This window comes from Mesorhizobium sp. M1B.F.Ca.ET.045.04.1.1 (assembly GCF_003952465.1).
Taxonomy (GTDB): Bacteria; Pseudomonadota; Alphaproteobacteria; order Rhizobiales; family Rhizobiaceae; genus Mesorhizobium; species Mesorhizobium shonense.
Genome location: NZ_CP034448.1, coordinates 6,400,440 through 6,426,606, shown reverse-complemented (window position 1 = coordinate 6,426,606; position 26,167 = coordinate 6,400,440). Strand labels below are relative to the sequence as shown.

Below are 26,167 nucleotides of genomic sequence, written 5' to 3'. Positions count from 1 at the left end.
CTGGTTCCGAATTCCTTGGTGCCAGAAACAGATGCTGCAGATTTCCCCCACCTCTTTCCGGTCGATCCTGATCCTGCAGACCAAATTCGTCGGCGACATCGTGCTCGCCTCGGCATTGGCCAAGAACCTGCAGCTCGAATATCCAGGCGTCAGCATCGTCTTCCTCTGTGAGGCGCGCTTCGCCGGCTTCCTCACGGCGCACGGCATCGCGGCCGAAGTCGTCACCTTCCGCCGTGCCATGATGCGCGGCACGCCGCTGCAGCGCGGGCGCGAGCTGTTCCGGATGGTGCGCGAGTTGCGGCAACAGCGCTTCGACATGGCCATCGACATAACCGACTCGAAAACCTCGCGGATCCTTTCCGGCTTGGTCGATGCCCCGGTCCGGCTGGGTTACCACCCGACGGAACGGCGCATGCGCTGGTATGAACGCCAGCCTGCCAATGTCAGGATGAGGCCCTACGCTTTCGGCGAGCGGCACTATCTCCACCGTTATCTGTCGCCGCTCGAGGCGCTTGGCGTGGACCTGCGGGTCAGGGCGCCGGCCATCCGCCCGCTGCCCCTCGAAACGACCCGGGTCCTCGCTGTGCTGGGCAAATATCGTCTGCGGCCCCATGGCTTCGTGGCGGTGCATGCCGGAGCAAGCTTCCCCGGGCGCCGCTGGCAGCCCGAGCGCTTTGCCGCCACGATCGACCGGATATCGATGGAAACCGGTCTGGACGCCGTTCTGGTCGGCGGTCCCGACGAAAACGAGGCGACGGACAAGATCATGGCGGCCGCGAAAACGCCGGTCGTCAATCTGGTCGGCGCGCTCCCGCTCGAAACGCTGTTGGCGCTGCTCAAGGAGGCCAGGTTGTTCGTCGGCAATGAGAGCGGCCCGATGCATATGGCGGCGGCGGCCGGCACTCCCGTCGTCGGCCTGTTCGGCCTGACCGATCCGGTTCAGTGGGGGCCCGTCGGCGTTCCCAGCATCTCGTTGCGCCCGCCGATGCCTTGCGATTGCGTCGGTGGCGACTTGTGCCGGCGCATCGATCCGAGCAAGGCATGCTGTGTGTGGCGCCTGGACGTGGATTGCGTGGTCGATGCGGTGCGGGAACTTCTGGCGCGGACCGAGATGGCGCTGGAGCAGGCAGTCTAACGCATGTCGTGCAAAAGTGCGCAGCGGTTTTGCGAAAACGACATGCATAAAAACAAAGACTTAAAGCGCGTCGCCTGAATCCGTTTCGGCGCGACGCGCTTTAATGCATCGCAGCGACATACTTAAAAACAGCCGGCCCACGCAAATTGTCGCGTGCTTGCTTTTCGGGTGCGAGCCGTCCCGATTTTCGCCTAGATGCGGGTCTTGTTGACGCCAGCTTGCGGCTGAGTGGCTCGACATGCGGGGCTTGGAAATAATGACGTATTTGTTTCGGAAATCTCTTTGCGCGCTCGCTTTGTCGTTCGCGCTGGTCTCAGTTGGCAATGCCGCGGCGCTGGTCGAGCCGACATTGCATCTGAAGCTGCAACGGGGCGGCGGGCGCGTAGCGCTCACGCTGGACGCCTGTGGCGGCAAGACCGATACGCGCATTCTCTCGGCGCTGGTCGAGAATAGCATCCCCGCGACCATCTTCGTCACCGGCATCTGGCTGAAGCGCAACGCCGCCGCTGTCGAGATCCTGCGCGCGCATCCGGACCTGTTCGAACTCGAAAATCACGGCGGCCGCCATATCCCGGCGGTCGACACGCCGCGCAAGATCTACGGCATCAGCAGCGCCGGCAGCCCCGATGCCGTCCAGGCCGAGGTCGAGTCCGGCGCCGCAGCCCTCGCCAGCGCCGGCGGCCCGGCGCCGAAATGGTTTCGCGGCGCCACCGCCGAATACAGCCCGTCGGCGATCGCCATGATCCGCAAGTTGGGCTTCAAGATCGCCGGCTTTTCCGTCAACGGCGACGGCGGCTCGCTGCTCGGCGCCAAGGAAACCGCGCGGCGCATCGCCGCCGCCAAGGATGGCGACGTCATCATCGCTCACATCAACCAGCCGACCCATGCGGCGGGTGAAGGCGTCATCCAGGGCCTGCTTGCCCTGAAGCAGAAGGGCATGACCTTCGTTCGCCTGGACGATGCTGAGGACGTCGGTAACGACGGCACCACGGATTAATTCTCTGGCGGAGAAGCCTAGAGTTGTAGGCATGTCCTAAACTTCGGAAATTGGCCGAGACGCCCATCGCTTCGTCTTCGAGGCGAACACGATGCGAGCGGACGGCGGCGGGCAGACCCGAGGATCCATTCCGTGACTTCGACGCGCCGCAGCGGTTCAGAATTCTGCTCCGCTGCACTCTACGATCCAGGTAACGGCATGGATCCCAGGGTCTCCGCGACGGAGCTTCGCTCCTGCTACGCCCTGGGATGACGACGCTGGGAGGCTTCGGCTAATCCCGGATGTCTGCTGTGGCTCCCGCCGCTGTCGCTCAATCCGCCACGGCTTCGACCGTCACCTTGCTCGTGTAGAACGCGCCGTGATCGCGGATCTCGAGCGTTTCGTCAAACGGCTGCTCATAGGCCCACATCGCGTCCTTGCCGCTTTCGCCGGCCGTCAGGACACTCCAGTAGCTCGCATCGCCCTTGTAGGGACAATGCGTCGAATGATCGGTCCTGGCGAGTTTGGTGAAATCGATGTCGTCGAAGGGAATGTAGAAAACCGCCGGGTAGGGTGGTTCCGACAATAGCCTGGCGCGGGTCGACCTGGCGACGACGACATCGCCGGCGCGCACCGTGACGGCGCCGCGGTAAGGTTCGATCGTCATCACCTTGTCTGGATTGCGTTGAAAGCCGGGGGCGGGGTTGGCGCGCTTGTCCATGACGGTTCTCCTTACTCTACCATAAGATGTGGCGGATGAGCGCCTCGCGCAAGACCGAGCCATGGCGCGAAATCGCGCCCCGGACGAAATAATGTTCCAACCGATGCTGGCGGTCAGGCAGCGGCCTTGAACGCGTCCATGAGGCCCGCATAGGCAGCGGCGATGCCGGCGACCGGATTGGTGCTTCTGGCCGCTGTCTCGACCTTCAGCGCGCCGCCTGTGGTCGGCAGCGTCAGCAGCAGGAACTGGCGGTTGCCGCCGTCGCCGACGCATGCGGCCGCGACATGCTGGGCCTCGCCTTCATTCTCGACGCACATTCTGAACAACAGCGTTCCGCCGACGGCCTCCAGAGCGCCGCCGACGACTTCGGCAAACTCGTCGTCGGAAACGGTTTTGGAGTCCGGCGTCAGATCGTCCAGACTTTCGGCAAGCGTGCTTTCGAGGGCTTTGTCGTCGAGCTGCGCGTCCATGCGAACCTCTCCATCCGCCAATCTCACCCAGCCCATTAATGAAACTTAACGCCGACGATGGCCGGATTATGGCGGGTTTCACGGTTCGTTCGATCCAAACACCGCCTTGGACTTATGGTGGCTGGACAATCCGCCGGATCATTCCACAATGCGTGAAACAATGACGCGAAAGCGCGAAAGGGGAGGAGCCGAGATGCTCGGACTGATGCAGGAATGGCCGTTGCTCTGCCACAAGCTGATCGATCACGCCGAACGCCAGCATGGTGGGCGCGAGATCGTATCGCGCTCGATCGAAGGCCCGATCGTGCGCACGACTTTTGCCGGCATCCGTCGTCGGGCGCTCAAGGTGGCGCAGCGGCTGGAGCGTGACGGCTTCGGGCTCGGCGACCGCATCGCCACGCTTGCCTGGAACACTGCCCGCCATATCGAGGCCTGGTACGGCATCATGGGCATCGGCGCGATCTACCACACGCTCAATCCGCGGCTCTTTCCCGAGCAGATCGCCTGGATCATGAACGACGCCGAGGACAGGGCGATCTTCGTAGACCTGACATTCGTGCCGCTGCTGGAAAAAATCGCCCACGGGATCAAGTCGCTCAGACAAGTGATCGTGCTGACCGATCGTGCGCATATGCCGCAAACCTCCGTGCCGAATGCTGTCGCCTATGAGGAATGGCTGGCCGAGGCCGACGGCGCCTTCGCCTGGAAGAGCTTCGACGAGAACACCGCCGCCGGCATGTGCTACACCTCCGGTACGACCGGTGACCCGAAAGGCGTCCTCTACAGCCACCGCTCGAACGTGCTGCACGCCATGATCGCCGCCATGCCCGATGCTATGGGTGTTTCGACGCGCGACGTCGTTCTGCCCGTGGTGCCGATGTTTCATGCCAATGCCTGGGGTCTCGGCCAGACCGCGCCGATGATCGGCGCCAAGCTCGTCATGCCCGGCTGCAAGATGGACGGCGCCTCGATCTATGAACTGCTCGACACCGAAAAGGTCACCTTCAGCGCGGCGGTGCCGACGGTGTGGATGATGCTGCTGCAATATCTCGAGGAGACCGGCAAGAAATTGCCTTATCTCAACAAGGTCGTCATCGGCGGCTCGTCCTGCCCGCGCGCCATCACTGCAAAATTCCAGGACAAATACGAGGTTCAGGTCGTGCATGCCTGGGGCATGACCGAAATGTCGCCGCTCGGCACGCTGTGCACCATGAAGCCGGAATATGAAGGGCTGACGGGCGATGCCCGGCTCGATATCCAGGGCAAGCAGGGCCATCCTCCCTTCGGGGTCGAAATGAAGGTGACCGACGACGATGACAATGCGCTGCCCTGGGACGGCAAGACCTTCGGGCGCCTCAAGGTGCGCGGCCCGGCAATCGCGCGCGCCTATTACGGCGGCGTCGGCGCCGAGCAGTTCGACGCCGACGGCTGGTTCGACACCGGCGATGTCGCCCATATCGACGCCAGCGGCTATATGCAGATCACCGACCGCGCCAAGGATGTCATCAAATCGGGCGGCGAATGGATCTCCACCATCGATCTCGAGAACCTCGCCGTCGGCCATCCCGATGTGGCGGAGGCGGCGGCCATCGGCGTGCCGCATTCCAAATGGGGCGAGCGGCCTTTGCTGGTCGTCGTGCGCAAGCCGGGCAAGGAGCCGAGCAAGAGCGACATCCTCGCCTTCATGAGCGGCAAGGTGGCCAAATGGTGGATGCCCGACGATGTCGCCTTCGTCGGCGAAATTCCCCACACGGCCACCGGCAAGATCCAGAAGACCATCTTGCGCCAGCAATTCAGGGAGTATCGGCTGCCGACGGATTGAGGAATATATTCAATCGGCGATTCCACCGAACGCTGAACTGCGCTAACTCTCGGCGCGGGTTGGGGTGATACGGCAGATGATGGCTACAATTCCTGAACGGCAGACGTCGAGCGCGGCCGGCTGGTCGCGGCGGATCGGGGCATTCTCGCTCGTCCTTTTGCTGACCGTCCTTGCCGGCTACCGGCTCGACCTTGTCGACACGCCGCCTTTCCTGTGGGTGCTGGCGCTCGTCGCGCTGCTTGCGGCGCTCGCGCTGCTGCTCGCCGGGCTTGCCCTGTCGAAACTGTGGAATTTCGGCGATCGCGGCGGCCGCGATCTTAGCATCGGCGCGCTGCTGGCGCTGCTGGTGCTTGCCCCTTTCGGCATCGCCGCCTACTGGGCGACGATCTATCCGCCGCTGCGCGACATCTCGACAGACCTCGACGACCCGCCGGTGCTCGACGCCGGTGACCGGACGGGTGACATGAACGCGCTGTCGCCGCCGACCCCCGGCGAGCAGGCCTTGCAGGCGGAGGCCTATCCGCTGGTCACCGGGCGCAGCTACAACCTGCCCTTCGAAACCGTGGTCGATGCGGTCGAGACCGTGCTCGACCGGCGCGACTGGCAGCTGACCGCGCCCTATCCCGATATCAGCGGGCAGAACCAGGCGACGATCAACGCGGTCGCGCGGGGCTTTGTGCTCGGGCTGCCGGCCGACGTCGCCATCCGCGTCGCCGACGACGGCGAGCAGGTCATCGTCGACATGCGCTCGGCTTCGCGCTACGGCCGCTACGACCTCGGCGACAATGCCGCCCGCATCACCGATTTCCTCGGTGAGCTCGACCAGGAGGTCGCCGGCCAGGTCGGCGCGGCGCCGGCCGAGTGATTAACCGGCAGGGCTGAAGATGCCGTCGATCGCCGGATCGCCTTCGGTGGCGACGAGGCCGCGGGCCACCAGGTCCTCGAGATGGGCAAGCACCGAGAGGCCGGCGGCGCCGTGCAGCCGCGGATCGGTGTCGCGATAGATCGCCGCGACCATATCTTGAATCCTCCGATCGCCGCTGCGGATGCGCTCCAGGATCGCCCGCTCGCGCATCTTGCGATGCGTCTTCAGCCCGCGCATGAACTTTCGCGGCGCGGTGACCGGCCCGCCATGGCCGGGCAACAGCAAACGGTCGCCGCGCTCGATCAGCCTGTCGAGCGACTTCATATAGTCGGCCATAGCGCCGTCCGGCGGCGCGACGATGGAGGTTGCCCAGGTCATGACATGGTCGGCCGAAAACAGGACGCCGGTCCCTTCGAGCGCAAAGGCCGCGTGGTTGGCGGTATGGCCTGGCGTCAGCACCGTTCGGATCGTCCAGCCGTCGCCATGGATAAGGCTGCCGTCGGCCAGCGCGACATCGGGCGCGAAGCCGAGGTCGGCGCTGGCGTCGAGCGGGTTGACCTCGCCGATGCGCAGCGGCCGCGCCGGCCGGTGCGGACCTTCGGCGAGCACGGTGGCGCCGGTGCGCTCTTTCAGCCGCGCCGCGAGCGGCGAATGGTCGCGATGGGTATGGCTGACGAAGATGTGGCTGACTGGCCTGCCGCCGATCGCCGTGAGCAGCGTTTCGAGATGCGCATCACCATCCGGCCCCGGATCGATCACGGCAAGCGTGTCGCGGCCGACGAGATAGCTGTTGGTGCCGTGGAAGGTGAACGGGCTTGGATTTCTGGCGGTGATGCGCAGAACGTCGGGCGCCACCGTGACCGACTGGCCATAGGCGGGATCGAAGCGTGTGTCGAATTCAAGTGCCATGCCGGGTCCTGCTGCTCGTGCGGCAAAATGATTGCCGCATCCTCCGGAAGCCAATATAGGAAAATCAATGCATGTCGCCCAAAAGTGCGCAGCGGTTTTGGGAGAACGACATGCATCAAGATAAAATTTTTAAGCGCGTCGCCTGAATCCGTTTCTCCGCGACGCGCTTCAAAGTCAGCAAATCAGCCACAACGGGGAAGACCATGGCAACTGCAACCACGATGCGTCCGCTCGTTTCTCTCGCTCTGCCCGACCAGGGCGCGGCCCGGCTCGCCACGCAGCTCTTTCTGGCGCTTGTCGGAACTCTGCTCCTCACGCTGTCGGCGAAGACGAAAGTGGTGCTCGGCCCGGTCGACATCTCGCTGCAGACGCTTGCCGTCCTGCTGATCGCCTCGGCCTTCGGCATGCGCCTCGCCGTCGCGACGCTCCTTCTCTACCTCGCCGAAGGTGCTTTTGGTTTGCCGGTCTTCCAGGGCACGCCGGAGAAGGGCGTCGGCATCGCTTACATGCTGGGCTCCACCGGCGGCTATCTCGCCGGCTTCGTGGTGATGGCGGCGATCGCCGGCTGGGCCGCCGATCGCGGCTGGGACCGTCATCCGGTGAAGCTGTTCGGCGCCATGCTCGCCGCCGAGATCGTCATGATGGCGATGGGCTTTGCCTGGCTTGCGGTCCTCATCGGACCGGAAAAGTCTTGGCAGTTCGGTGTCGCGCCCTTCATCGCCGGCGATCTGATCAAGGTGGCTTTGGCCGCCAGCCTGGTGCCGGCCGTCTGGGCGCTGCTGCCGAAGCGGCCCTGAAAAATCCGCTCGAACGGAACCAGCAAAGCCGGCGCTCACCCGCCGGCTTTTTGTTTGGACGGTGTTGACGCTTCGGTGCCCGCCATCTGGCCGAAACCAGCGGGACGGCTGTGCGCTGGTTCAGCCGGAGATTGACAAGCCAGTTCGCGAAACCTAAGCACGGGCAGCTTGCGGGGCCGGGGGGTTCGGCAACTCAAGGAGACCTTCTTGAAAGGAACTATCCTTGCTGGAGACAGAGGAACGCTCCTTTGTCCGGTAGTATTAGAGAAATCTAACGAAATACTCAGCCAGCCGCTTAAGTGGCTTTGCTCTGTAGGGACGCGTTGTTCGATGCTCCACGCACGCGCCACGCTGCCGCAGGCTGTGTAAAGTGATGTCGGTTTGCCTGACTTGCGCCGGGCCGACTTTCTCCGGAAAGGATGGCCAAGCGTGACTTTGAAGTTCGGCACCAGTGGACTGCGCGGTCTCGTCAGCGAGCTTCGGGGGCCGCCGGCATTTATCTACACAGCCGCTTTCGTGCGCATGCTCCAGGATCGGGGCTCGTTGAAGGAAGGCTCGAAGGTCTATGTCGGGCGTGATCTTCGCGCCTCCAGCCCCGAGATCGCGCAGCTTGTTCATGCGGCGGTAGCCGGGGCCGGGCTGGTGCCGGTCGACTGCGGAGCGTTGCCTACGCCTGCGCTCGCGCTTTATGCCAACAGCGAGAATGCGCCGGCAATCATGGTCACCGGCAGTCACATTCCCGAAGACAGAAACGGGCTCAAATTCTACCGGGCGGACGGCGAGATCGACAAGCGCGATGAGGGCGACATTGTCCAAATCCACGCGGGCATGAAGGATACGGTCCCCCCACGCTCGCCGGTTGAACCCGCACGGTTGGGCGCCGAGCCGTCGCGCCGCTACGCCGAACGGTTTCTTGGCTTCTTTGAGAAGGGCAGCCTTTCTGGGCTGCGCGTCGGCGTCTACCAGCATTCGTCCGTGGCGAGAGACATCATTGTCGACATTCTTCGCGGGCTTGGGGCCGAAACGATACCTCTGGGCAGGGCCGACCATTTCATTCCGGTCGACACCGAAGCGCTCAGGCCGGAGGATGTGGCGCTACTCAAGGACTGGGCCGCGGCAGAGCGGTTCGACGCGATCGTGTCAACGGATGGCGACAGCGACAGGCCGCTCATTGCGGACAACGACGGCATTTTCGTACGCGGCGATCTGGTCGGCGCAATCACTGCAAATGTCCTGGGCGCCGACTGCGTCGTCACACCGGTCACGTCCAATTCGGCCCTGGAACATTGCGGGCATTTCGCAAGGGTTCTTCGCACGCGCGTAGGGTCGCCCTACGTCATTGAAGGTATCGGCACAGCTCTCGCCGAGGGCGCAAGACGTGTCGTCGGGTTCGAGGCGAATGGCGGCGTTCTCCTGGGTTCGACCGTCGAGAAGGACGGGCGCAGCCTTCCGGCCTTGCGAACGCGGGATTCGCTATTGCCGATTCTGTGCGCTCTTTCGGCGATTGCGACGACCGGCCGCCCGCTCGCTCGGATCGCGGCCGACTTTCGCTTTCTTGCCGGCGCAAGCGGTCGGCTCGAAGGCGTGCCGAGCGAGAACAGCGCGTCCTTTCTCGGCAAGCTGGCAACTGACGCGGCCTATGCCGACAAAAGCTTCGCGGTTCTCGGCGGCGTCGCGAATATTGACAACCGTGACGGTGTGCGTATCACCGCCCGCAACGCAGAAGTTGTGCACTTCCGCGCGTCGGGCAATGCTCCCGAATTGCGGTGCTACGTCGAAGCGGAAGCGCAATCCCGCGCGGACGAATTGCTGGGTTGGGGCCTCGCCCTCGGCCGAGCTCAAATCTTGGAAAGTTGAAGTTTGATCAACATCGTTCCCGTCATCATAAGCGGCGGTGTCGGTTCCCGGCTCTGGCCGATTTCCCGCGCGCTGCATCCAAAACCCTTTATCCCGCTGCCGGAGGGCGGGACGCTCATCCGCAAGACCTTCGCCCGCGCCGTGGAGATCGAAGGCGTCGACCATGTCGTGACGGTCACCAACCGGGATCTGTTGTTTCTCACGGCGGATGAATATGCGGAGGTAGCCGCGCCAGGCGTGAAGAACACGTTCCTGCTGGAGCCGTTCGGCCGCGACACCGCGGCCGCGGTCGCGCTCGCGGCATTGCATGTCGCGCGTGAGAACCCGGACGCCATTCTCGTCGTGCTTCCCGCGGATCACCTGATATTGGATCAGGCCGGCTTCCGCGCCAGCGTGGCGAAAGCGGCGGCGCTTGCGGCTTCGGGCCGGATCGTCACGTTCGGCGTGAAGCCTGACCGCCCTGAAACAGGTTTTGGCTATGTCGAGGCCGAAGGGGATAAGGTCCTCCGGTTCGTGGAAAAGCCGAATGCGGCGACCGCTGGCCAATTCATCGCCAGCGGCCGTTTCTTCTGGAACTCGGGCATGTTCTGTTTTGCCGCCCGCTCGATGCTCGAAGCCATGCAGGACCTGTGCCCGGATGTCTTGTCCAGTGCGCGCGCGGCACTCGAGAAAGGCAGGGCAAGCGATGCGAGGGACCGGCTTACCGTTGAGGTGGACAGGGACAGCTTCGCTGCTGTTCCCGCCGTTTCCATCGATTATGCCGTGATGGAGAAGGCAGGGAACGTCGGTTTCGTCCCCTGCGGTTTCGATTGGTCGGACATCGGCTCATGGTCCGTGCTGTCGGAGCTTGTTTCGGCCGACGACAGGGGCAACCGCGCCACCGGCGAAGCAATCCTGCACGACGCCGCGAACTGCTATGTGCACAGCGAGGACCGGCTGGTCGGTCTCGTTGGCGTCTCGGACCTTTTGATCGTCGACACGCCGGACGCGCTTCTGGTCGCGCACAAGGACAAGGCGCAGGAAGTGAAGGACCTCTACAACCGCCTCAAGGCGGACGGACACGAGACCGCGACGCTGCATCGCACCGTGCATCGCCCCTGGGGCACCTACACCGTCCTGGAGGAGGGGCATCGCTTCAAGATCAAGCGGATCGAGGTAAAGCCGAACGCCCGCCTCAGCCTTCAGGCGCATCATCACCGCTCCGAACACTGGGTGGTGGTGAGCGGGACGGCGAAGGTCGTCAACGGCGAGAGCGAAATCCTGCTCACGACCAACCAGTCCACCTATATCCCCTGCGGCCACAAGCATCGCCTGGAAAACCCGGGTATCCTGCCGCTCGTCATGATCGAGGTGCAAAGTGGGGAATATCTGGGCGAAGACGACATCGTGCGATTCGACGATGTTTATGGACGCGCCTGACGATTCATTGGCCGGCAAGGCGGGCAATCATCAGTTACATCGAGAGCATTAGATGACAAAGACAGCATTGATAACCGGCATCACCGGGCAGGACGGCGCCTATCTGGCGGAGCTTTTGCTTGAAAAGGGCTACGAGGTCCACGGGCTTGCGCGACGATCCAGCACGGCCGACGTCAACACGACGCGCCTGAAGTGGCTGGGCATCGAGAAGGACGTCCGGATCGTCGACGGCAACCTGACGGACCTGTCCGGCCTGGCGCGGACGATGCGCGACGTAAGGCCGGACGAAGTCTACAACCTTGCCGCTCAATCCTTCGTCAAATCCTCATGGCAGCAGCCGATCCTGACCGGCAACGTCACCGGCATGGGTGTGACCAACGTGCTCGAGGCGCTGCGCCTCGAAATCCCCGAGGCGCGTTTCTATCAGGCCTCGTCGTCGGAAATGTACGGCCTTATCCAGGAGCCGATGCAGTCGGAGGCCACGCCCTTCTACCCGCGCTCCCCTTATGCGGTCGCGAAGCTCTATGGTCACTGGATCACGGTCAATTATCGCGAGAGCTTCGGCCTGCATGCCTCGAGCGGCATCCTGTTCAATCACGAATCGCCGCTTCGCGGCATCGAGTTCGTGACCCGCAAGGTCACCGACGCGGTCGCGCGCATCAAGAAGGGCATGGCCACGGAATTGCGGCTCGGCAACATCGACGCCAAGCGCGACTGGGGCCATTCGAAGGATTATGTCCGCGCCATGTGGCTGATGCTGCAGCAGGACCAGCCGGACGACTATGTCGTCGCCACCGGCAGGACGACGACCGTGCGCGACATGTGCCGCATTGCCTTCGAGCATGTGGGGCTGAAGATGGACGACCACCTTGTGATCGATCCCGATCTGTTCAGGCCGGCGGAAGTCGAGGTGCTGCTGGGAAATCCGGCCAAGGCCAAGGCAAAGCTGGGATGGGAGGCGACGATCTCGCTGGAAGAGATGATTTGCGAAATGGTGGATGCGGATCTTGAGCGGCATGCCAACCCGCCGAGACGCGGGTGAGCGGAAAGCCCTTTTTGCCAACATGGTCGGTACGTTGACGCATCGCATCCTGATAACCGGCGCCGGCGGGTTTGTCGGCACGGCACTGTTGCAGTTGCTGGAGCGGGAGCACGCAGGCTGCAAGGTGTTCGCGCTCGGCCATGGCGAGGGGCGGCGAAACCCGATCGATCTGCGGGATCGGGAAGCGATCGATGATGCCGTCCGCGAAATCCAACCCACCGCGCTTGTTCATCTGGCCGCGGTCGCGGCTCCTTCCGATGCACGCAACGAGCCGCGGCATGCCTGGGACGTCAATGTGACGGGGACGATGAATCTGGCCGAATCCGTGATGCGCCATGCTCCGGAGACCAGGTTCGTGTACGTTGGCAGCTCGGAAGCCTACGGAGCCTCTTTCCAGAACGCGGCTGGTCCCCTGACGGAAAACGCCCCGCTCCGGCCGGTGAACGTTTATGGCGCCACCAAAGCGGCAGCCGACCTGATGATCGGGCAGATGTCCTATGATGGCTTGCGCGCCATTCGCTTTCGCCCGTTCAATCACACCGGCCCTGGCCAGTCCGACACCTATGTGGTCTCCGATTTCGCGCGCCAGGTCGCCGAAATCCTGTCGGGCAAGCGCGAGCCGGTCATTCATGTCGGAAATCTGGAGGCCGAGCGCGACTTTCTCGACGTTCGTGACGTCGTGCGCGCCTATGCGATCGCCGCGGTCTCAAGTCCGGATTCCGGGCCCAATTGTGTCTACAATATCGCGTCCGGACAACCTCGGAGGATCCGGGATATTCTGGACTTGCTTATCTCGCTGTCGGGCATCGACATCGAGGTGCGCGCGGACCCGGAAAGGCTCCGGCCGAACGAGATCCCCGTTGCATGCGGTGATGCATCAAAGGCACGCGAAAGGCTAAACTGGACGCCTTTGGTGCCATTCGAGCAGACAATTGCCGAAGTTCTCGGCTATTGGCAGCGGATGAGCAGCGCCCGCTGACGCTGTCGGCGCGCAAAAGGTCGAACATATGTTCCGAAGCCTCTGGCAATATCGCCATTTCATCTTCTCCTCGATCAGGGGCGACCTGAAAGGGCGCTTCGTGCGGTCGCGACTTGGCGGTCTCTGGTTCATTCTTCACCCGCTTGCGCAGGCGCTCATCTTCTCGATCGTGCTTTCGGAAGTGCTCAAGGCTCGGCTTCCCGACACGGACAGTCCCGCCGCCTATCCAATCTATCTCCTGTCCGGCATGGCCGCATGGACGCTATTCAGCGAGATCCTCACCCGCAGCATGACCGTTTTTATCGAGCAGGCGCCGGTGATGAAGAAAATCGCCTTTCCGCGCCTATGCCTGCCGGTTATCGTCGGAGGGACGGCGCTGATTAATCATCTGCTGCTGCTGGTCGCGCTCTTCGTCATCTTCATTTTCCTTGGACATGTGCCAGGCCGCGCATTGATTCTGCTGCCGATCGGGATCGTGCTGATCGCGGCAATCGGGTTCGGTCTCGGTGTCATCCTCGGGGTCGTGAATGTGTTCATTCGCGATATCGCGCAGGTCATGGCGATCTTGCTCCAGCTCTGGTACTGGCTGACGCCGATTGTCTACCCGGCCAACGTGCTGCCGGAACAATACCGGTTCATGCTCGGCCTCAATCCGATCGCACCGCTGGTTGGGCTCTACCAGGACGCGCTGTTGTTCAACCGCTGGCCGGACCCTGAAAGCCTGATCATGCCGGCCGTTCTGGGGCTGCTTAGCATGGCCTTCGCCATGGTGTTCTTCCGCCGCGCAAGCCCCGAACTCGTCGACGCGTTGTAGCCATGATCCTGCTTTCCGTCAGCCACCTGTCGAAACGCTATGCGAACTATGCCAGTAGTCTGGAGAGATTTGCTGGCTGGTTCGGAGCGCCTGTCACGCCGACTGAGGAATTCTGGCCGGTCAAGGACATCTCCTTTTCCCTTTCGGCGGGAGAAGCGCTCGGCTTGATAGGGCAGAACGGCGCCGGCAAGAGCACGCTTTTGAAGCTTATCACCGGGACGGTGCGGCCGACCCAAGGAGCGGCCCATGTCTTCGGCCGCGTCAGCGCCATCCTGGAACTCGGCCTCGGTTTTAATCCAGAGTTCACCGGGCGACAGAATGCTTATCATGCCGGCGGGCTGATGGGCCTTTCGCAGACGCGCCTGGGCGAATTGATGCCGGGTATCGAGGACTTCGCCGAGATTGGCGAGTTCTTCGACCAGCCGGTTCGAACCTATTCGAGCGGCATGCAGGCGCGGTTGGCCTTCGCGCTGGCCACCGCCGAACGGCCGGACGTGCTGATTGTCGACGAGGTGCTTTCGGTCGGCGATAGCTATTTCCAGCACAAGAGCTTCGATCGTATCCGCAGCTTCAAGGCCGCAGGCACGTCGATCATTCTCGTCACCCATAGTCTGGGCGATGTGAGGGCACTCTGCGACAGGGTGATCCTACTGGACAAGGGGCATGTCCTAAAGGACGGTCGGCCCGACGAGGTAGTCGACTATTACAACGCCCTGATCGCGGCCAAGGAGAACGAAAAATTGACCGTAGAGCAGCTACGAGAAAAAGACGGCTGGGCGTTCACTAGGTCGGGGACGTTTCAGGTCAGGGCGTCGGCGCTGGAACTTCTCGACGCGGAGAGCCGAGAGCCAGTAAAGGTCGCGCAGGTAGGACAGTCTCTGGTATTGAGGCTGATGGCGAAAGCAGAGGCGGATGTTTCTCGCCTGGTACTGGGCTTCATGCTGCGTGACCGCACTGGCCATGTAGTTTGGGGCAGCAACACCTGGCACACGCAGCAGCTGCTTCAGAACATCAAGGCAGGCCGAGAGATTGAATTCCAGTTGCCTTTCACCTGTGCCCTGGGGCAGGGCTCTTATTCCTTCTCGCTGTCGCTCGCCAGTTCGGACACACACCTAGAGAACAATTACGAGTGGCAGGACAATGCGCTGGTGTTCGACGTAATAAATGCGACCCAGCCAGTCTTCATCGGAACGTCCGCGCTTGACGCTCGGTTCATCATCAACGGGGCTGGGGCATGAACGAACTCGAGCGTTCCATAATGACGAGCAGTTGCATCGATTGCGACAGCATCGCGAAAGTGCAGGAAGCAGGACGCATTCTCGACACGCCGAATGGCCCGATTCAGGTTATGCATAACGGCCTGCGGGTAAAGGCGGGCGGATATCACGGCGACTGGATGGCGCAGATCATCCGCGCTCTGCAGGGGCATCACGAGCCGCAGGAAGAACTCGTCTTTCACCACATGCTACGCTACGTGCGCCACAATTCACTGATTGTGGAGCTCGGTGCCTTCTGGTGCTATTACACGATGTGGTATCTGCATGAAATCGCCAATGCATCGGCGATCTGCATTGAGCCGGATCCAAACAATCTTCAACTGGGCAAGGACAATGCGAGCCTGAACCGGCTAGAAGATCGTATCAGCTTTCACAACGGCTGTGTCGGCGGCGAAAGCCTCGAAAGCGTAGAGTTGCGCTGTGAGTCGGACGGACGAATTCGCGCGTTGCCCTGTTTCGATATGGCTGCGGTATCCAAGTTGGCGAATGGGCGGACTATCGAGATCCTGCACATGGACGTACAAGGGGCAGAGTTGCCTTTCATTCGCTCGATGGCAGCAACGGTGGAAAGCAAGCAGGTGCGGTTTGTGGTCGTATCGACACACCATAGCAGCATTTCCGGTTCGCGAACGACGCATGCCGATTGCAGGGAAGCGTTGCTGGATTTCGGAGCCGTCATCCTGGCCGAGCACGACGTGCAGCAGTCCTACAGCGGCGATGGACTGATTGCGGCGAGTTTCTTTCCTGAGGACCGGCGCATCGAGCTTCCGCCCGTGTCGCTAAACAAGGCCACTCTTTCATTGTTTCCTGAACGCTGATGTTCACCTCATACGCACAAAATTTCGAAGATGTGATCCTTTGGCGTGCCCTTAAGCATGTAGAGAACGGTTTCTATATTGACATCGGTGCCCAAGATCCGGTGGAGGATTCGGTAAGTCTCTCCTTCTATGAGCAAGGTTGGCGTGGGGTGCACGTGGAGCCAACATCCCACTATGCCGCCAAATTGCGCGCTGCGCGAGCTGATGAGGAGGTGATCGAGGCAGCGATCGGAGCAGGAACAGGTATCCTGACTTTCAATGAATTTTCGGGAACGGGTCTCAGTACCGGGGATTCCGCCATTGCCAAACAGCATGCCGAAGCCGGACTTGAGATGAAAGAGATTCCGGTGCCAGTTGTCGCCCTCCAGCACCTTCTGGATCGCCACGCCGATAGGGAGGTTCACTGGCTCAAGATCGATGTCGAGGGCATGGAATCGACGGTTATAGAAAGCTGGGGTTCTTCCCCGGTGCGCCCATGGATCGTCGTGGTGGAAAGCACCTTGCCGCGTTCGAACGAGAAAAGCCACCAGAAGTGGGACCCCCACCTGAAGGGGCTTGGTTATGAATTTGTCTACTTCGACGGCTTGAATCGCTTTTATGTCAGCGAAGAACATTCAGAGTTGAAAGTGTCATTCGGGCCCGGCCCAAATTTCTTCGACGAGTTCGTTTTTCCCGCTTCCAGCACATCTCACATGCTTGCTCCCATGAGGCAGCAATTGAGTATGCGCGATGCCAAAATCGATCTCCTTCATCAGCATATCGCGGATGCGGATATCGCGAACACGGAACAACTGACCCTCAAAGAAACCACGATCCACGAGCGTGATATCGAAATCGAACGGCTTCGTCGGCGTATCGCGGACGCAGGTATCGCAAATACTAGGCAGTTGGCTGATAAAGAAGCTGCCATCCAGGAGCGAGATGCCGAAATCGCCCGCCTGAGCGAAAGCATCACGACGCTGATCGAACAAGTCGAACAGTTGGCGGCCCTGACAGACGCCTTTCGGAGTTCGACCTCGTGGAAACTTACCGCACCATTCCGTGGTCTGAAAGTCACTGCATCGCTCCTGGCACAATCACCTCGGGCATTTGCCAATTGGCTGATACCGCATGCCCGCCTCTGGATTAGACGAAGACCTTTGGCCAAACGGATTTTGGTTCGCAGCCTACGGGCAGTTCCGCCATTACACCATGCTATATCCAAAGCGGTTAGCGAAGCTCAATTAGCGATTTCGCCGGACGATTTCGACCATCGGACGGCACGAATAAGCACTCTGACAACTTTATCCTTGAATAACGAGTCTCAACGGATTCAAAGACATTATAGTCTCCTGCAGTCTCTGTTAATTAGAAACAAAACAAGGAAAGGTTGAGAGCGTATTAATGCGATTAGTAATAGACTTGCAAGGCGCTCAAACCGCTAGTGCGAAGCGCGGCATCGGCAGGTATACTCTGGCGCTGGCTGAAGCAATGGTGCGGAGCCGTGGCCAAAATGAAGTTTTTGTGGCGCTTAACGCGAACTTTCCTGAACGCCTATCAGAGCTGAAGTCGCTCTTTGGCGAAATTATGCAACCTGAAAATATTGTTGCGTGGAATACGGATCTTCCTGTCGCGTCGCGCGATAAGAGAAATATATTTCGGCAAAGAAGCGGCGAGATTATACGAGAAGCTTTTCTTTCCTCGCTTAAGCCAGATTTCATCCACGCTGCGAGTCTATTTGAGGGAGTAATAGATGACGCTGTAACTTCTGTTGGCCTTCTTTCTAGTGGCGATTTGACTGCTGTTACGCTTTATGATTTAATTCCTTTGACAAACAGAGAGGCCTATTTAGCTAACCCTTTGATTTATGCTGAATATATGGATAAGATCGAGCATTTGAAGAAGGCAGGGTTGCTATTTTCGATTTCCGAGTCATCGAAGCGCGAGGCGATCGATTTTCTTGGAATAGGTCAGCATAAAATATTTAATATATCCGCCGCTGCCAGCGAGAAATTTAAAGTTTTAAAAATTGGTGAGAGAGAACGGCGGCATATCCTGTCCACGTATGGGATTCAAAGTGAGTTCGTGCTTTATGCGGGCGCTCTTGATCCGAGAAAAAATGTTGAGCGTCTATGCAAAGCCTACGCAATGCTGTCGCTCGAGGTAAGGAGACAACACCAACTGGTTCTGGTCTGCGCAGCCGGCGAACGTGAAGTAAATTCTATTTATAGTATTGCAGAAGAATACGGTTTGAGACGCAACGAAATACTTACGATAAGTAACATTCCAGACTCAGATCTAATTCTTCTCTACAATATGTGCAAGGTGTTCTGCCTTCCCTCGATGCACGAGGGTTTCGGGCTTCCCGCACTGGAAGCTATGCAATGTGGCGCGCCTGTGATCGGTTCGGATCGAACCAGCATTCCGGAAGTAATCGGACGCACCGATGCCCTCTTTGATCCATCCAGCGAGCGCGACATTGCCCGGATGTTAACGCTTGTTCTGACCGACGACGGTTTCAGAGGCGAACTTATGCGACATGGCGTGATGAGGGCAAAAGAGTTCAGTTGGGCCAAGAGCGCACAATTGGCGTGGGATGCTCTGCAAGAGCACCACGAACGCCGAGTTCGACAAGAGAGCGCCGCGCCTCGGCCTCGACTTGCATACATATCTCCGCTTCCGGGCGACCGGACGGGCATTGCAGACTACAGCGGCGAGCTTCTGCCCGCATTGGCGGAGCATTACGAAGTCGATGCGATTGTCCTTAGCAAGCCAGCCGCAAGCGTTCCGGCGAGTTTTTCAGAAATGACAATAGAGGATTTTGAAACATTCAAATCTAACTATGGTGATTACGAAAGAGTCATTTATCAGATTGGTAACTCTGTTTTTCACACACACATGCTTGACTCTATAGCGGCCTATCCAGGCGTCATAACTCTGCACGATTTCTTCCTGAGCGGCGTTAGTGCGCATTTGGAACTTGCCGCCGGACGGAAAAATTACTGGAAGAAAAGAATATATGAATCTCACGGATATTCGGCGCTAACGGATTACCAATACGGCAATCACCAAAAATTGCTTGCGGAGTTTCCTGCGAACGCTGCCCTAATCATGGATTCGCTCGGCACAATTGTGCACAGTGATCATGCGATCAGTTTTGCAAGCCATTTCTACGATCGATCGTTCTACAGATCGTGGAGAGTAATTCCACAAATGCACAGCCTACCAGGGGCGGCCGATCGACTTTCCATACGCGCCAAACATGGCTTCGGGGCAAACGATTTCCTATGCTGCTGCTTCGGAATGATGGCAGACACCAAGCTTAACCACCGTCTTCTTCTGGCTTGGCTTGAGGCTGAAATGGATAAAAAGGGTGATTGCCATCTCATTTTCGTGGGAGAGATGGACGGTGGCGAATATGGAGATTATATTTCAAATCTAAAAGAAAAATTCAGAAATAAAGCTAACTTGATAATTACCGGTTTCTGCGATCGGGATGTATATGAAGAGTATTTGGCTATTACTGATATCGCAGTTCAACTGAGAGCCAAATCTAGAGGAGAGTCATCTCGGGCGATATTGGATTGCATGGCATACGGTATACCTAGTATTGCTAATTCGCATGGGTCGATGGCTGAGTTGCCGAGCAATTGTGTTTTCATGCTTGCCGATCAATTTTCTGACACAGACTTAGCGGATGCGATTGTCCGGCTACGCTCCGATCAACAATTGAGAAACAAACTCGGAGCGGCGGCAAGGGCCTACGTAGAGAGCAATTTAGCGCCAAGACGCATCGCCGAGCGTTATAGGGACGCCATCGAAGAATTCTATGCGTCTGGACCCGAAGGGCTGAAGCTCAGAGCTTTGAAGGCATTCGCACTGATGGAGTGCGCCAACGTGTCGGAACAAGATTGGTTACGGGCAATTAAACTACTGGATCAGAATCTGCCATCCTTGAGACCGCAAAGGCAGTTGCTCGTTGACGTTTCCGCCAATGTGCTGACACATCTGCACAGCGGAATTGAACGGGTAGTCCGAAATCAGCTGATAGAGTTATTGCGCAGCCCGCCGAGGGGTTTTCGGGTGGAGCCTATTTACCTATTCGGAGATGGAGACGAAATCCACTATCGCTATGCTCGAGCGTTCACGTCGCGGTTGCTGGGTCTGGGTGAAATAGGCGTAGACGACGACCCGGTGGACGTAGGCAAAGGAGATATTTTCTTTGGAGCGGACTATGCGCCAGTGAAAAGCGCTCAGGCGGCAAAAAGAGGCATCTACAGCTACTGGCGGTCTCGTGGGGTGTCGATACGATTTCAGGTATATGACTTGCTGCCGATAAAAAGCCCCGAATTCTTTCCGGAGTTTCTGGGAGCTGTGCATGAAAAATGGTTGAGCGCAGTAAGCCGAAATTCAGATCAGTTGATATGTATATCGAGGGCTGTTGCCGTCGACGTGTTGGGCTGGCTCGATGATGAAGCTGATATTCACGCGGATAGACCCTTGGTAAGTCATTTGCACCTCGGCGCAGATTTTGACCGTAAACCTGCGGCACGGCCGAAATTTGGCAAGCGACTTAATGAATTTCTCCGCATGCTGGAGCGGCATCAAACGTTTTTGATGGTTGGCACAGTTGAGCCCCGTAAGGGTCACGCCGATGTGTTAAGCGCGTTCGAATATCTGTGGAATACGAACGAAGAGCTACTGTTGGTTATCGTGGGTACAGAAGGGTGGAAAGGCGTCCCCGATGATCAGCGCAGAACGCTTCCTTCATTGATCGAAAGACTGCGCACTCATCCTCGACTCGGTAAGAATCTTTTTTGGCTCGAGGATGTAAGCGATGCCTATTTGGACCAGTTGTACCGTTCGAGCACCTGCCTTATTGCGGCGTCCGAGGGAGAAGGCTTTGGATTGCCTATCATTGAAGCGGCTCAACATGGATGCCCCGTCTTGGCCCGTGACATCCCGGTGTTTCGAGAAGTTGCCGGATCCGGCGCTGCATATTTTTCCTGCGATGACGACAAAGGTCTCGAAGGCGCGATAAGGAATTGGCTGGACCTACGTCAGCGAGACGAACATCCGAAGCCCGAACAGATAGCGTGGATGAGTTGGTCGCAGAATGTTGAGGAACTAAAGTCTATTCTCTTGACGGAGACCCAGCCTATTGGGCCGGACGGGCCGATAGCGACGCTGGATTAGCTCTTGATTTCGTCTTCCGGAATCCGTTGCTTAAATCATTTCCGGAGAGAATCTTGAAAATAGGCATCGATGGCAGAAACCTAGCATCGGCCACCGATGGAATCGGCCGGTTCGTCCATAATGCGATCCAGGCTCTGGCGGCGCAGGGCGCTGACGTGATGGTTTATGCGCCGGATTCGATCAGCGCGAGCTATGATATTCCGTCTGGCGTTTCCATGCAGCTTGCCGGCTTCAAGGGGCCTCTCGCCAGAACCTTCTGGGGACAGTCGGTGCTGCCCTCCCTGGCGTTGCGCGATCGCGTAGAGGTCCTCTGGGGGCCCTCGCATCGGCTACCTTTCGTTCTCGATCGCAGGATCGCACGGGTGGTTACGGTCCACGACCTCGTCTGGCTGCATGCGGCCGAGACCATGCGAACCCGGACCTGGATGGGCGACCGCCTGCTGATGAAGCCGGCGTTGAAGGCCGCCGATGCCGTTGCCGCCGATTCGACGGCCACGGCGACCGCATTGACGCGCGTATTCCCCTGGCTGAGATCGCCGGTCAGCACGGTCGCGCCCGGCACGGCCGCGCTGCCGGCTCCAGGCGATGCTTCGAGCTTGGAGCCGCTCGGTGTAACCAGGCCCTACGCCCTTTTTGTCGGCACGCTCGAGCCGCGCAAGAACCTCGCCAATCTGATTGCGGCCTATAGCCTGCTGCCGGCCGGTGCTCGCTCCGGCTGCGACCTAGTTATCGTCGGCGGCAAGGGATGGAAGCAGACGGGCCTCGTCGACCAGGTGCGCGGCGACGGGCTCGAGACGAGCATCAAGTTCACGGGGTTCGTCGACGACAGCGTGCTCGCCACTCTATATGCAAACTGCCTTTTCTTGGCGATGCCGTCGCTTTATGAAGGCTTCGGCTTCCCGATCGTCGAGGCCCAGTCATTCGGCAAACCGGTGCTGACGTCGAACACGTCGTCGATGCCTGAAGTCGCCGGAAACAGCGCGGTCCTCGTCGACCCGAACGATCCCGCGGCGATCGCCGTGGCATTCGAACGCCTTTGTAGCGACGCGGAATTCCGCAACAGAATCGCCGCCGGCGCGCGTAACAATGCCGGACGATTTACCTGGGAGAATCACGCCAGGGGCATGCTGCAAATCTTCGAGCAGGCCATCCGGCTAAGACGAAAGTTCCGTGCTTGAAAGTCCTGCATTTCTTCAAGACGTACTGGCCGGATACCTTCGGCGGCGTAGAGCGGACGATCCACGCCATCGCCGAGAGCACGGCCGGGCACGGCGTCGAAACGCAGGTGCTCTCGTTGAGCCGCGCGCCGGAAGAAAACACGCAATGCCTCGACGGGCATGTGGCCCAAAAAGCCAGGCTGGATTTAGAGCTGGCGTCGACCGGGTTCTCGCGCGAGGTTTTTCGCAAGTTCGGTGCGCTCGCCAGGCAAGCCGACCTGGTCCACTACCACTTTCCATGGCCGTTCATGGATGTCGTGCATTTTCAGTCCCGCCATGGCAAGCCGGCTGTCGTCACCTATCATTCCGACATCGTCAAGCAGCGGCTCATCCTGCCCTTCTACCGGCCCTTGATGATGCGCTTCCTGGGGGATGTCGACGCGATCGTTGCGACATCGCCGAACTATCTCGAGTCGAGTCCTGTTCTCAGGGCATTCAGGGCCAAATCGAAGGTCATCCCCATCGGCATCGAGGAGGGCATTTATCCGACGCCAAGCGAGGCCGACGACGCCTGGTGCCGATCGACGGTCACGGAGCCCTTCGTGCTGTTCGTCGGTGTGCTGCGTTACTACAAGGGACTGGATGTTTTGATCCAGGCTGCCTCTCAGGCGCGGTGCAAGATCGTCATCGCAGGGTCGGGGCCAGTCAAGCAGGAACTTAGGCAACAGGCCGCGACACTGCGCCTCGATAATGTGCTTTTTGTTGGTGAGACAGCCGAACCACGCAAGATGGCTCTGCTCCGCAACTGCCTCGGCTTCGTTTTTCCTTCGAACCAGAGATCGGAAGCCTTCGGTCTTTCGCTGGTCGAGGCGGCCATGTGCGGCAAACCGTTGATTTCTTGCGAAATCGGAACGGGCACAAGCTACGTCAACAAGGCCGGCCAGACCGGGCTTGTCGTTCCTCCGTCGGACCCGATGCGGCTAGCCGAAGCAATCAACCGGTTCGTCGATTCGCCGGTCGAAGTGGCGAAGTGGGGCAAGGCTGCTCGAGATCGGTACGCTCGCCTCTTTACCGCCGACAGAATGGGGAAGTCTTACGCCGATCTCTACCATCAGCTCGATAGCCGCCGACCCTGAAAGGCGGGCTAGCTCTCATCAACAGGCGCATTCTCTCTACCCTCCCCAGACTGCAAGCTCGTTCTGGACTGAGTCGACGAAGCGCTCGCTCTGGGGAACAAGTAATCGACATGCCTACCTCTGACAAAAAAACAGCCTCCGAGGATCAGCAGGGCGATAAGACTGATCAGCCCGCCCAGCTTCAGGCTAAGAGGGTCTAGTACGAGGGTTACCTCGCTCGTACCCGCCGGTACGACGACGCCCTGAAATGCGGCGTTAGCGCGATAGAGCGGCATCTTTTGCCCGTTCACGTAGGCCACCCAGCCAGGGTGGTATGAGTGGCTCAGAAACAGAAATGACCGGGAGGGCGCGTCTACCCGCAGGGAAAGACGCGCACCGTCCTCTGAAATCGGCGTGACCTTCCCTCTTTGCCCGACCGAAGCTGGAACTGAGTCCAGCTTCGGCGCGAGCCCGTCAACCAGTGCTACAGTGTCCGGGTCGAATGGCTGCCCATTGGGGAACATACCGGTGCGCACGGTCTGCGCGGCAACGTCCGTAGGAACCGATCGGACCTCGCTGACGAGCCAGGCGAGCCCACCGGGTTCCGTTCGGAGTTTTGCGACTGACAGGTCTTCGTCCATCTTGCGAATGGTTGCGGAGCTTCCCAGCTTCAGCGCGTTGGGGTTCAGCGGATACACCGTGCCGTTCTCCGCGTTCGTCAGCTCGAGCTTCCGCACACTCAGAATTCCGCCGTGATTTCCCAGAAAGCGCAGCGACAGCCGCCGTACGTCGATCGGACCGGATGTCGCTAGCGGCAATTCCGCTTGGTACACGTGGCCGCTAAAGCCTCCCGCGTTGAATGAACTCTCGATCGGCGCCCGCGCATGCTTGATTACGTCTCGCACGTCGGAGCGGTCGTGTGCCCATTCCGACGTATCACGTCCTGCGAGGAGAGCGACTTCGCCGCCTTTTTCCTCTGGCGTGACGTCAACAGTGAGGACCGGATCGCCATCGGGACGGGTTACCGAGCAAGACATGTTCGAGATAACTCGGATTCCCGTTGCTCGTACCGGGGCTGGAAGATCAAACTGCAGGATCGCGTCGGGTGCTTCCGCAGCACACGAGCCAAATTGGAGGCTGCCTGACATATCGCGGTTGAAAACGACGTGAGTTATCCCGAGCACGCGCTGCAGACTGGGATTTGGGACGTCCTGAATGGCGCCCGCCGTATCGATTCCGGTTGCCTCTTGGTAGGCTTTCGGCTCCAGAGGACCATAGCCGCTGACCGAGGGTATCCCGTATAGGGCGTTTCGTATCGGATGAAGGTCATCGTCAACGAACGTCTCGGGCATCGCCAAAAGGCGCCCGTTCGAACTCAACAAATCGTCCCGTAACGCATTCAAACTAGTCGATGCTGGCTTTTGAACTGGCGAGAGCCGCCATTCGTAATTCCAGCCGAAGAGACCGACATCGACAACTATCGCAGCAATCAGCAGGATCGCTCGAAAATAGCGGCCGCCCAGCTTGTTCCATGACAAGAGGAGGCAAATCATTGCGATGAGGCTTGCAAATGGGGGCAAAATGGCCCCCTTGATGATTGCCCGGGGCTCCACACCGGAATCGCGAAGCGCCTGCGCCCAAGACGCTGATGAAAGCGTCAACAGTCCGGCCCCGATTGCGAGCCCAAGCGTGATCCCGCCGGCCAACGCAATATGGCGGCTTTTGAGTTCGCCATGCTGCAGGCGAGCTATCGCCATGCCGGCCAGAACAGCGATCGCAAAAGTGAAAACTATTGCGCTTCGGGCGCTGGCGCGAAAGCTGTTGACGATGGGAATCTGATAAAAGAGATGGCCAAGGTGATTTTCACCGACCGTGGCCAGTAGAATTGAGGCGACTACTGCCGCAAGCCAGAAGACAGCACCATCATTGCGTTTCCGCGCTAGCAGCCCACAAGCAGCCAAGAACAGGGTCCCCAGGCCGGCATAGGTCGCGAGCTCGGTCTGATTGAATCCTCCGAAGTAGGCTATGGGGCCGTTTGTTGCACCCCCATAGAGATATGGGAAAAACAACGTGGCGATCTGCCGAAGCGGTAATGAATACGTGACGAACTCCCCATAGCTCCACGCATCGGAACGTGCGCTAAGTTCGCGAAATTCCAGGAGCGGCAAGAGCTGAACGGCGCATGCAGCCACGCCCAACACAACCAGACCTGCATAAGTGGTGGCCAGCCCGATGGCAGTGGTGGAATCGTCGGCACAGGTGACCCACAGATTACGCAAGGCCAAGCCGCCGGCCAGCAGCATGGCGTAGACAAAAATCTGAGGATGGCCGCTCAGAAGGCACAGAGCGACTGTAAGGGCGCCAGTCACGAACCGGGCTGCCGTCCTGCGCTCGGCCAGCGCCTCTATTGACCAGACGATAAGCGGCAGCCACCCGCGTTTATGATGGACGTATGGCCAAGATGCCCCATCATAAAGCTACCGGTGCCGTAGATTATGCCTGCTGCTAGAGCGGCGGCAACCGACCGCGTCTTCCAGTGAACGTAGCCAAAGGTGAACGAACTTGCGGCCACATACGCAAAGATGATGAACGCGTTGTAGTTTCGAAAAAACCAACGCGGTGGGTACCAAAGGAAGAACTGTGGATCGGCGAAGACCGGGTAGCCTGAGAGGATGTTTGCTTCCCACAAGCGCCACGGGATGGTAACAGCCGGATAATAAAAGACATATCCGTCGCCCGGGGCAAGCACTCTTCCCTCTAGGAGGGCCGGTGAAAAAACAAGACATAGAAGAACGCGTAGAAAAGCACTGCCGATAGAA

At 59.6% G+C, this 26,167-nt stretch carries 21 protein-coding genes; 16 read left to right on the top strand and 5 right to left on the bottom strand.

Going from position 1 to position 26,167, the window contains the following annotated elements; translation table 11 throughout:
- The first annotated feature begins 31 nt into the window (after positions 1 to 31).
- Together EJ071_RS32020 and EJ071_RS32015 are read left to right on the top strand one after the other, a co-directional pair.
- Positions 32 to 1,135 (top strand): glycosyltransferase family 9 protein, encoded by a 1,104-nt coding sequence (locus EJ071_RS32020; RefSeq protein ID WP_126101423.1) that lies wholly within the window; start codon positions 32 to 34, stop codon positions 1,133 to 1,135.
- A 256-nt stretch (positions 1,136 to 1,391) separates the two neighbouring features.
- On the top strand, positions 1,392 to 2,132 hold the full coding sequence (locus tag EJ071_RS32015; RefSeq protein ID WP_126101422.1) for a polysaccharide deacetylase family protein: 741 nt from the start codon (positions 1,392 to 1,394) through the stop codon (positions 2,130 to 2,132).
- A gap of 310 nt (positions 2,133 to 2,442) precedes the next feature.
- Here EJ071_RS32015 and EJ071_RS32010 read toward each other — a convergent pair whose 3' ends face one another.
- Together EJ071_RS32010 and EJ071_RS32005 are read right to left on the bottom strand one after the other, a co-directional pair.
- Positions 2,443 to 2,832, bottom strand: coding sequence for a DUF427 domain-containing protein (locus tag EJ071_RS32010; RefSeq protein ID WP_126101421.1), 390 nt, complete (start codon positions 2,830 to 2,832; stop codon positions 2,443 to 2,445).
- A 113-nt stretch (positions 2,833 to 2,945) separates the two neighbouring features.
- Entirely contained in the window at positions 2,946 to 3,302 is a 357-nt protein-coding gene (locus EJ071_RS32005) for a hypothetical protein (RefSeq protein WP_126101420.1), read from the bottom strand.
- A 193-nt stretch (positions 3,303 to 3,495) separates the two neighbouring features.
- Here EJ071_RS32005 and EJ071_RS32000 point away from each other — a divergent pair, with 193 nt between their 5' ends.
- The gene (locus EJ071_RS32000; RefSeq protein WP_126101419.1) at positions 3,496 to 5,124 is read left to right on the top strand and encodes a fatty-acid--CoA ligase; all 1,629 of its coding nucleotides are present in this window, start codon (positions 3,496 to 3,498) and stop codon (positions 5,122 to 5,124) included.
- A 79-nt stretch (positions 5,125 to 5,203) separates the two neighbouring features.
- The gene (locus EJ071_RS31995; protein WP_126102805.1) at positions 5,204 to 5,989 is read left to right on the top strand and encodes a DUF1499 domain-containing protein; all 786 of its coding nucleotides are present in this window, start codon (positions 5,204 to 5,206) and stop codon (positions 5,987 to 5,989) included.
- On the opposite strand, the gene EJ071_RS31990 is transcribed toward EJ071_RS31995, so the two are convergent.
- Entirely contained in the window at positions 5,990 to 6,898 is a 909-nt protein-coding gene (locus EJ071_RS31990; RefSeq protein WP_126101418.1) for an MBL fold metallo-hydrolase, read from the bottom strand.
- A gap of 203 nt (positions 6,899 to 7,101) precedes the next feature.
- Between EJ071_RS31990 and EJ071_RS31985 the strand changes: the two genes are divergently transcribed.
- The 12 genes from EJ071_RS31985 (at position 7,102) to EJ071_RS31930 (ending at position 23,369) form a co-directional block, all read left to right on the top strand.
- Positions 7,102 to 7,695 (top strand): biotin transporter BioY, encoded by a 594-nt coding sequence (locus tag EJ071_RS31985; protein WP_126101417.1) that lies wholly within the window; start codon positions 7,102 to 7,104, stop codon positions 7,693 to 7,695.
- Between the two features lie 429 nt (positions 7,696 to 8,124).
- A complete protein-coding gene (locus EJ071_RS31980) occupies positions 8,125 to 9,552 on the top strand; it encodes a phosphomannomutase (RefSeq protein WP_126101416.1) in 1,428 nt (475 codons plus the stop codon).
- Between the two features lie 6 nt (positions 9,553 to 9,558).
- Complete coding sequence (locus tag EJ071_RS31975; protein ID WP_126102804.1) at positions 9,559 to 10,971, top strand: mannose-1-phosphate guanylyltransferase/mannose-6-phosphate isomerase; 1,413 nt, start codon at positions 9,559 to 9,561, stop codon at positions 10,969 to 10,971.
- Between the two features lie 52 nt (positions 10,972 to 11,023).
- Complete coding sequence (gene gmd, locus EJ071_RS31970) at positions 11,024 to 12,013, top strand: GDP-mannose 4,6-dehydratase (RefSeq protein WP_126101415.1); 990 nt, start codon at positions 11,024 to 11,026, stop codon at positions 12,011 to 12,013.
- Entirely contained in the window at positions 11,988 to 12,992 is a 1,005-nt protein-coding gene (locus tag EJ071_RS31965; RefSeq protein WP_245460372.1) for a GDP-mannose 4,6-dehydratase, read from the top strand. The genes gmd and EJ071_RS31965 overlap by 26 nt, the downstream gene beginning before the upstream one ends.
- A gap of 28 nt (positions 12,993 to 13,020) precedes the next feature.
- Positions 13,021 to 13,806 (top strand): ABC transporter permease, encoded by a 786-nt coding sequence (locus EJ071_RS31960; protein WP_126101414.1) that lies wholly within the window; start codon positions 13,021 to 13,023, stop codon positions 13,804 to 13,806.
- Between the two features lie 2 nt (positions 13,807 to 13,808).
- On the top strand, positions 13,809 to 15,044 hold the full coding sequence (locus EJ071_RS31955; protein WP_126101413.1) for an ABC transporter ATP-binding protein: 1,236 nt from the start codon (positions 13,809 to 13,811) through the stop codon (positions 15,042 to 15,044).
- On the top strand, positions 15,041 to 15,901 hold the full coding sequence (locus EJ071_RS31950; protein WP_126101412.1) for an FkbM family methyltransferase: 861 nt from the start codon (positions 15,041 to 15,043) through the stop codon (positions 15,899 to 15,901). The genes EJ071_RS31955 and EJ071_RS31950 overlap by 4 nt, the downstream gene beginning before the upstream one ends.
- Complete coding sequence (locus EJ071_RS31945) at positions 15,901 to 17,274, top strand: FkbM family methyltransferase (protein ID WP_126101411.1); 1,374 nt, start codon at positions 15,901 to 15,903, stop codon at positions 17,272 to 17,274. Before EJ071_RS31950 ends, EJ071_RS31945 begins: the two co-directional genes overlap by 1 nt.
- Positions 17,275 to 17,371: 97 nt before the next feature.
- Positions 17,372 to 21,076 (top strand): glycosyltransferase, encoded by a 3,705-nt coding sequence (locus tag EJ071_RS31940; protein ID WP_189521312.1) that lies wholly within the window; start codon positions 17,372 to 17,374, stop codon positions 21,074 to 21,076.
- 53 nt (positions 21,077 to 21,129) lie between these two features.
- On the top strand, positions 21,130 to 22,254 hold the full coding sequence (locus EJ071_RS31935) for a glycosyltransferase family 1 protein (protein WP_126101409.1): 1,125 nt from the start codon (positions 21,130 to 21,132) through the stop codon (positions 22,252 to 22,254).
- A complete protein-coding gene (locus EJ071_RS31930) occupies positions 22,251 to 23,369 on the top strand; it encodes a glycosyltransferase (protein ID WP_126101408.1) in 1,119 nt (372 codons plus the stop codon). The genes EJ071_RS31935 and EJ071_RS31930 overlap by 4 nt, the downstream gene beginning before the upstream one ends.
- An 8-nt stretch (positions 23,370 to 23,377) precedes the next feature.
- Here EJ071_RS31930 and EJ071_RS31925 read toward each other — a convergent pair whose 3' ends face one another.
- Both EJ071_RS31925 and EJ071_RS31920 read right to left on the bottom strand, forming a co-directional pair.
- Positions 23,378 to 25,717: a YfhO family protein gene (locus EJ071_RS31925; RefSeq protein WP_126101407.1), complete on the bottom strand. Its 2,340-nt coding sequence runs from the start codon at positions 25,715 to 25,717 to the stop codon at positions 23,378 to 23,380.
- 35 nt (positions 25,718 to 25,752) lie between these two features.
- Positions 25,753 to 26,097, bottom strand: a complete 345-nt coding sequence (locus EJ071_RS31920) for a hypothetical protein (protein ID WP_126101406.1) — start codon at positions 26,095 to 26,097, stop codon at positions 25,753 to 25,755.
- Between the last annotated feature and the right edge of the window lie 70 nt (positions 26,098 to 26,167).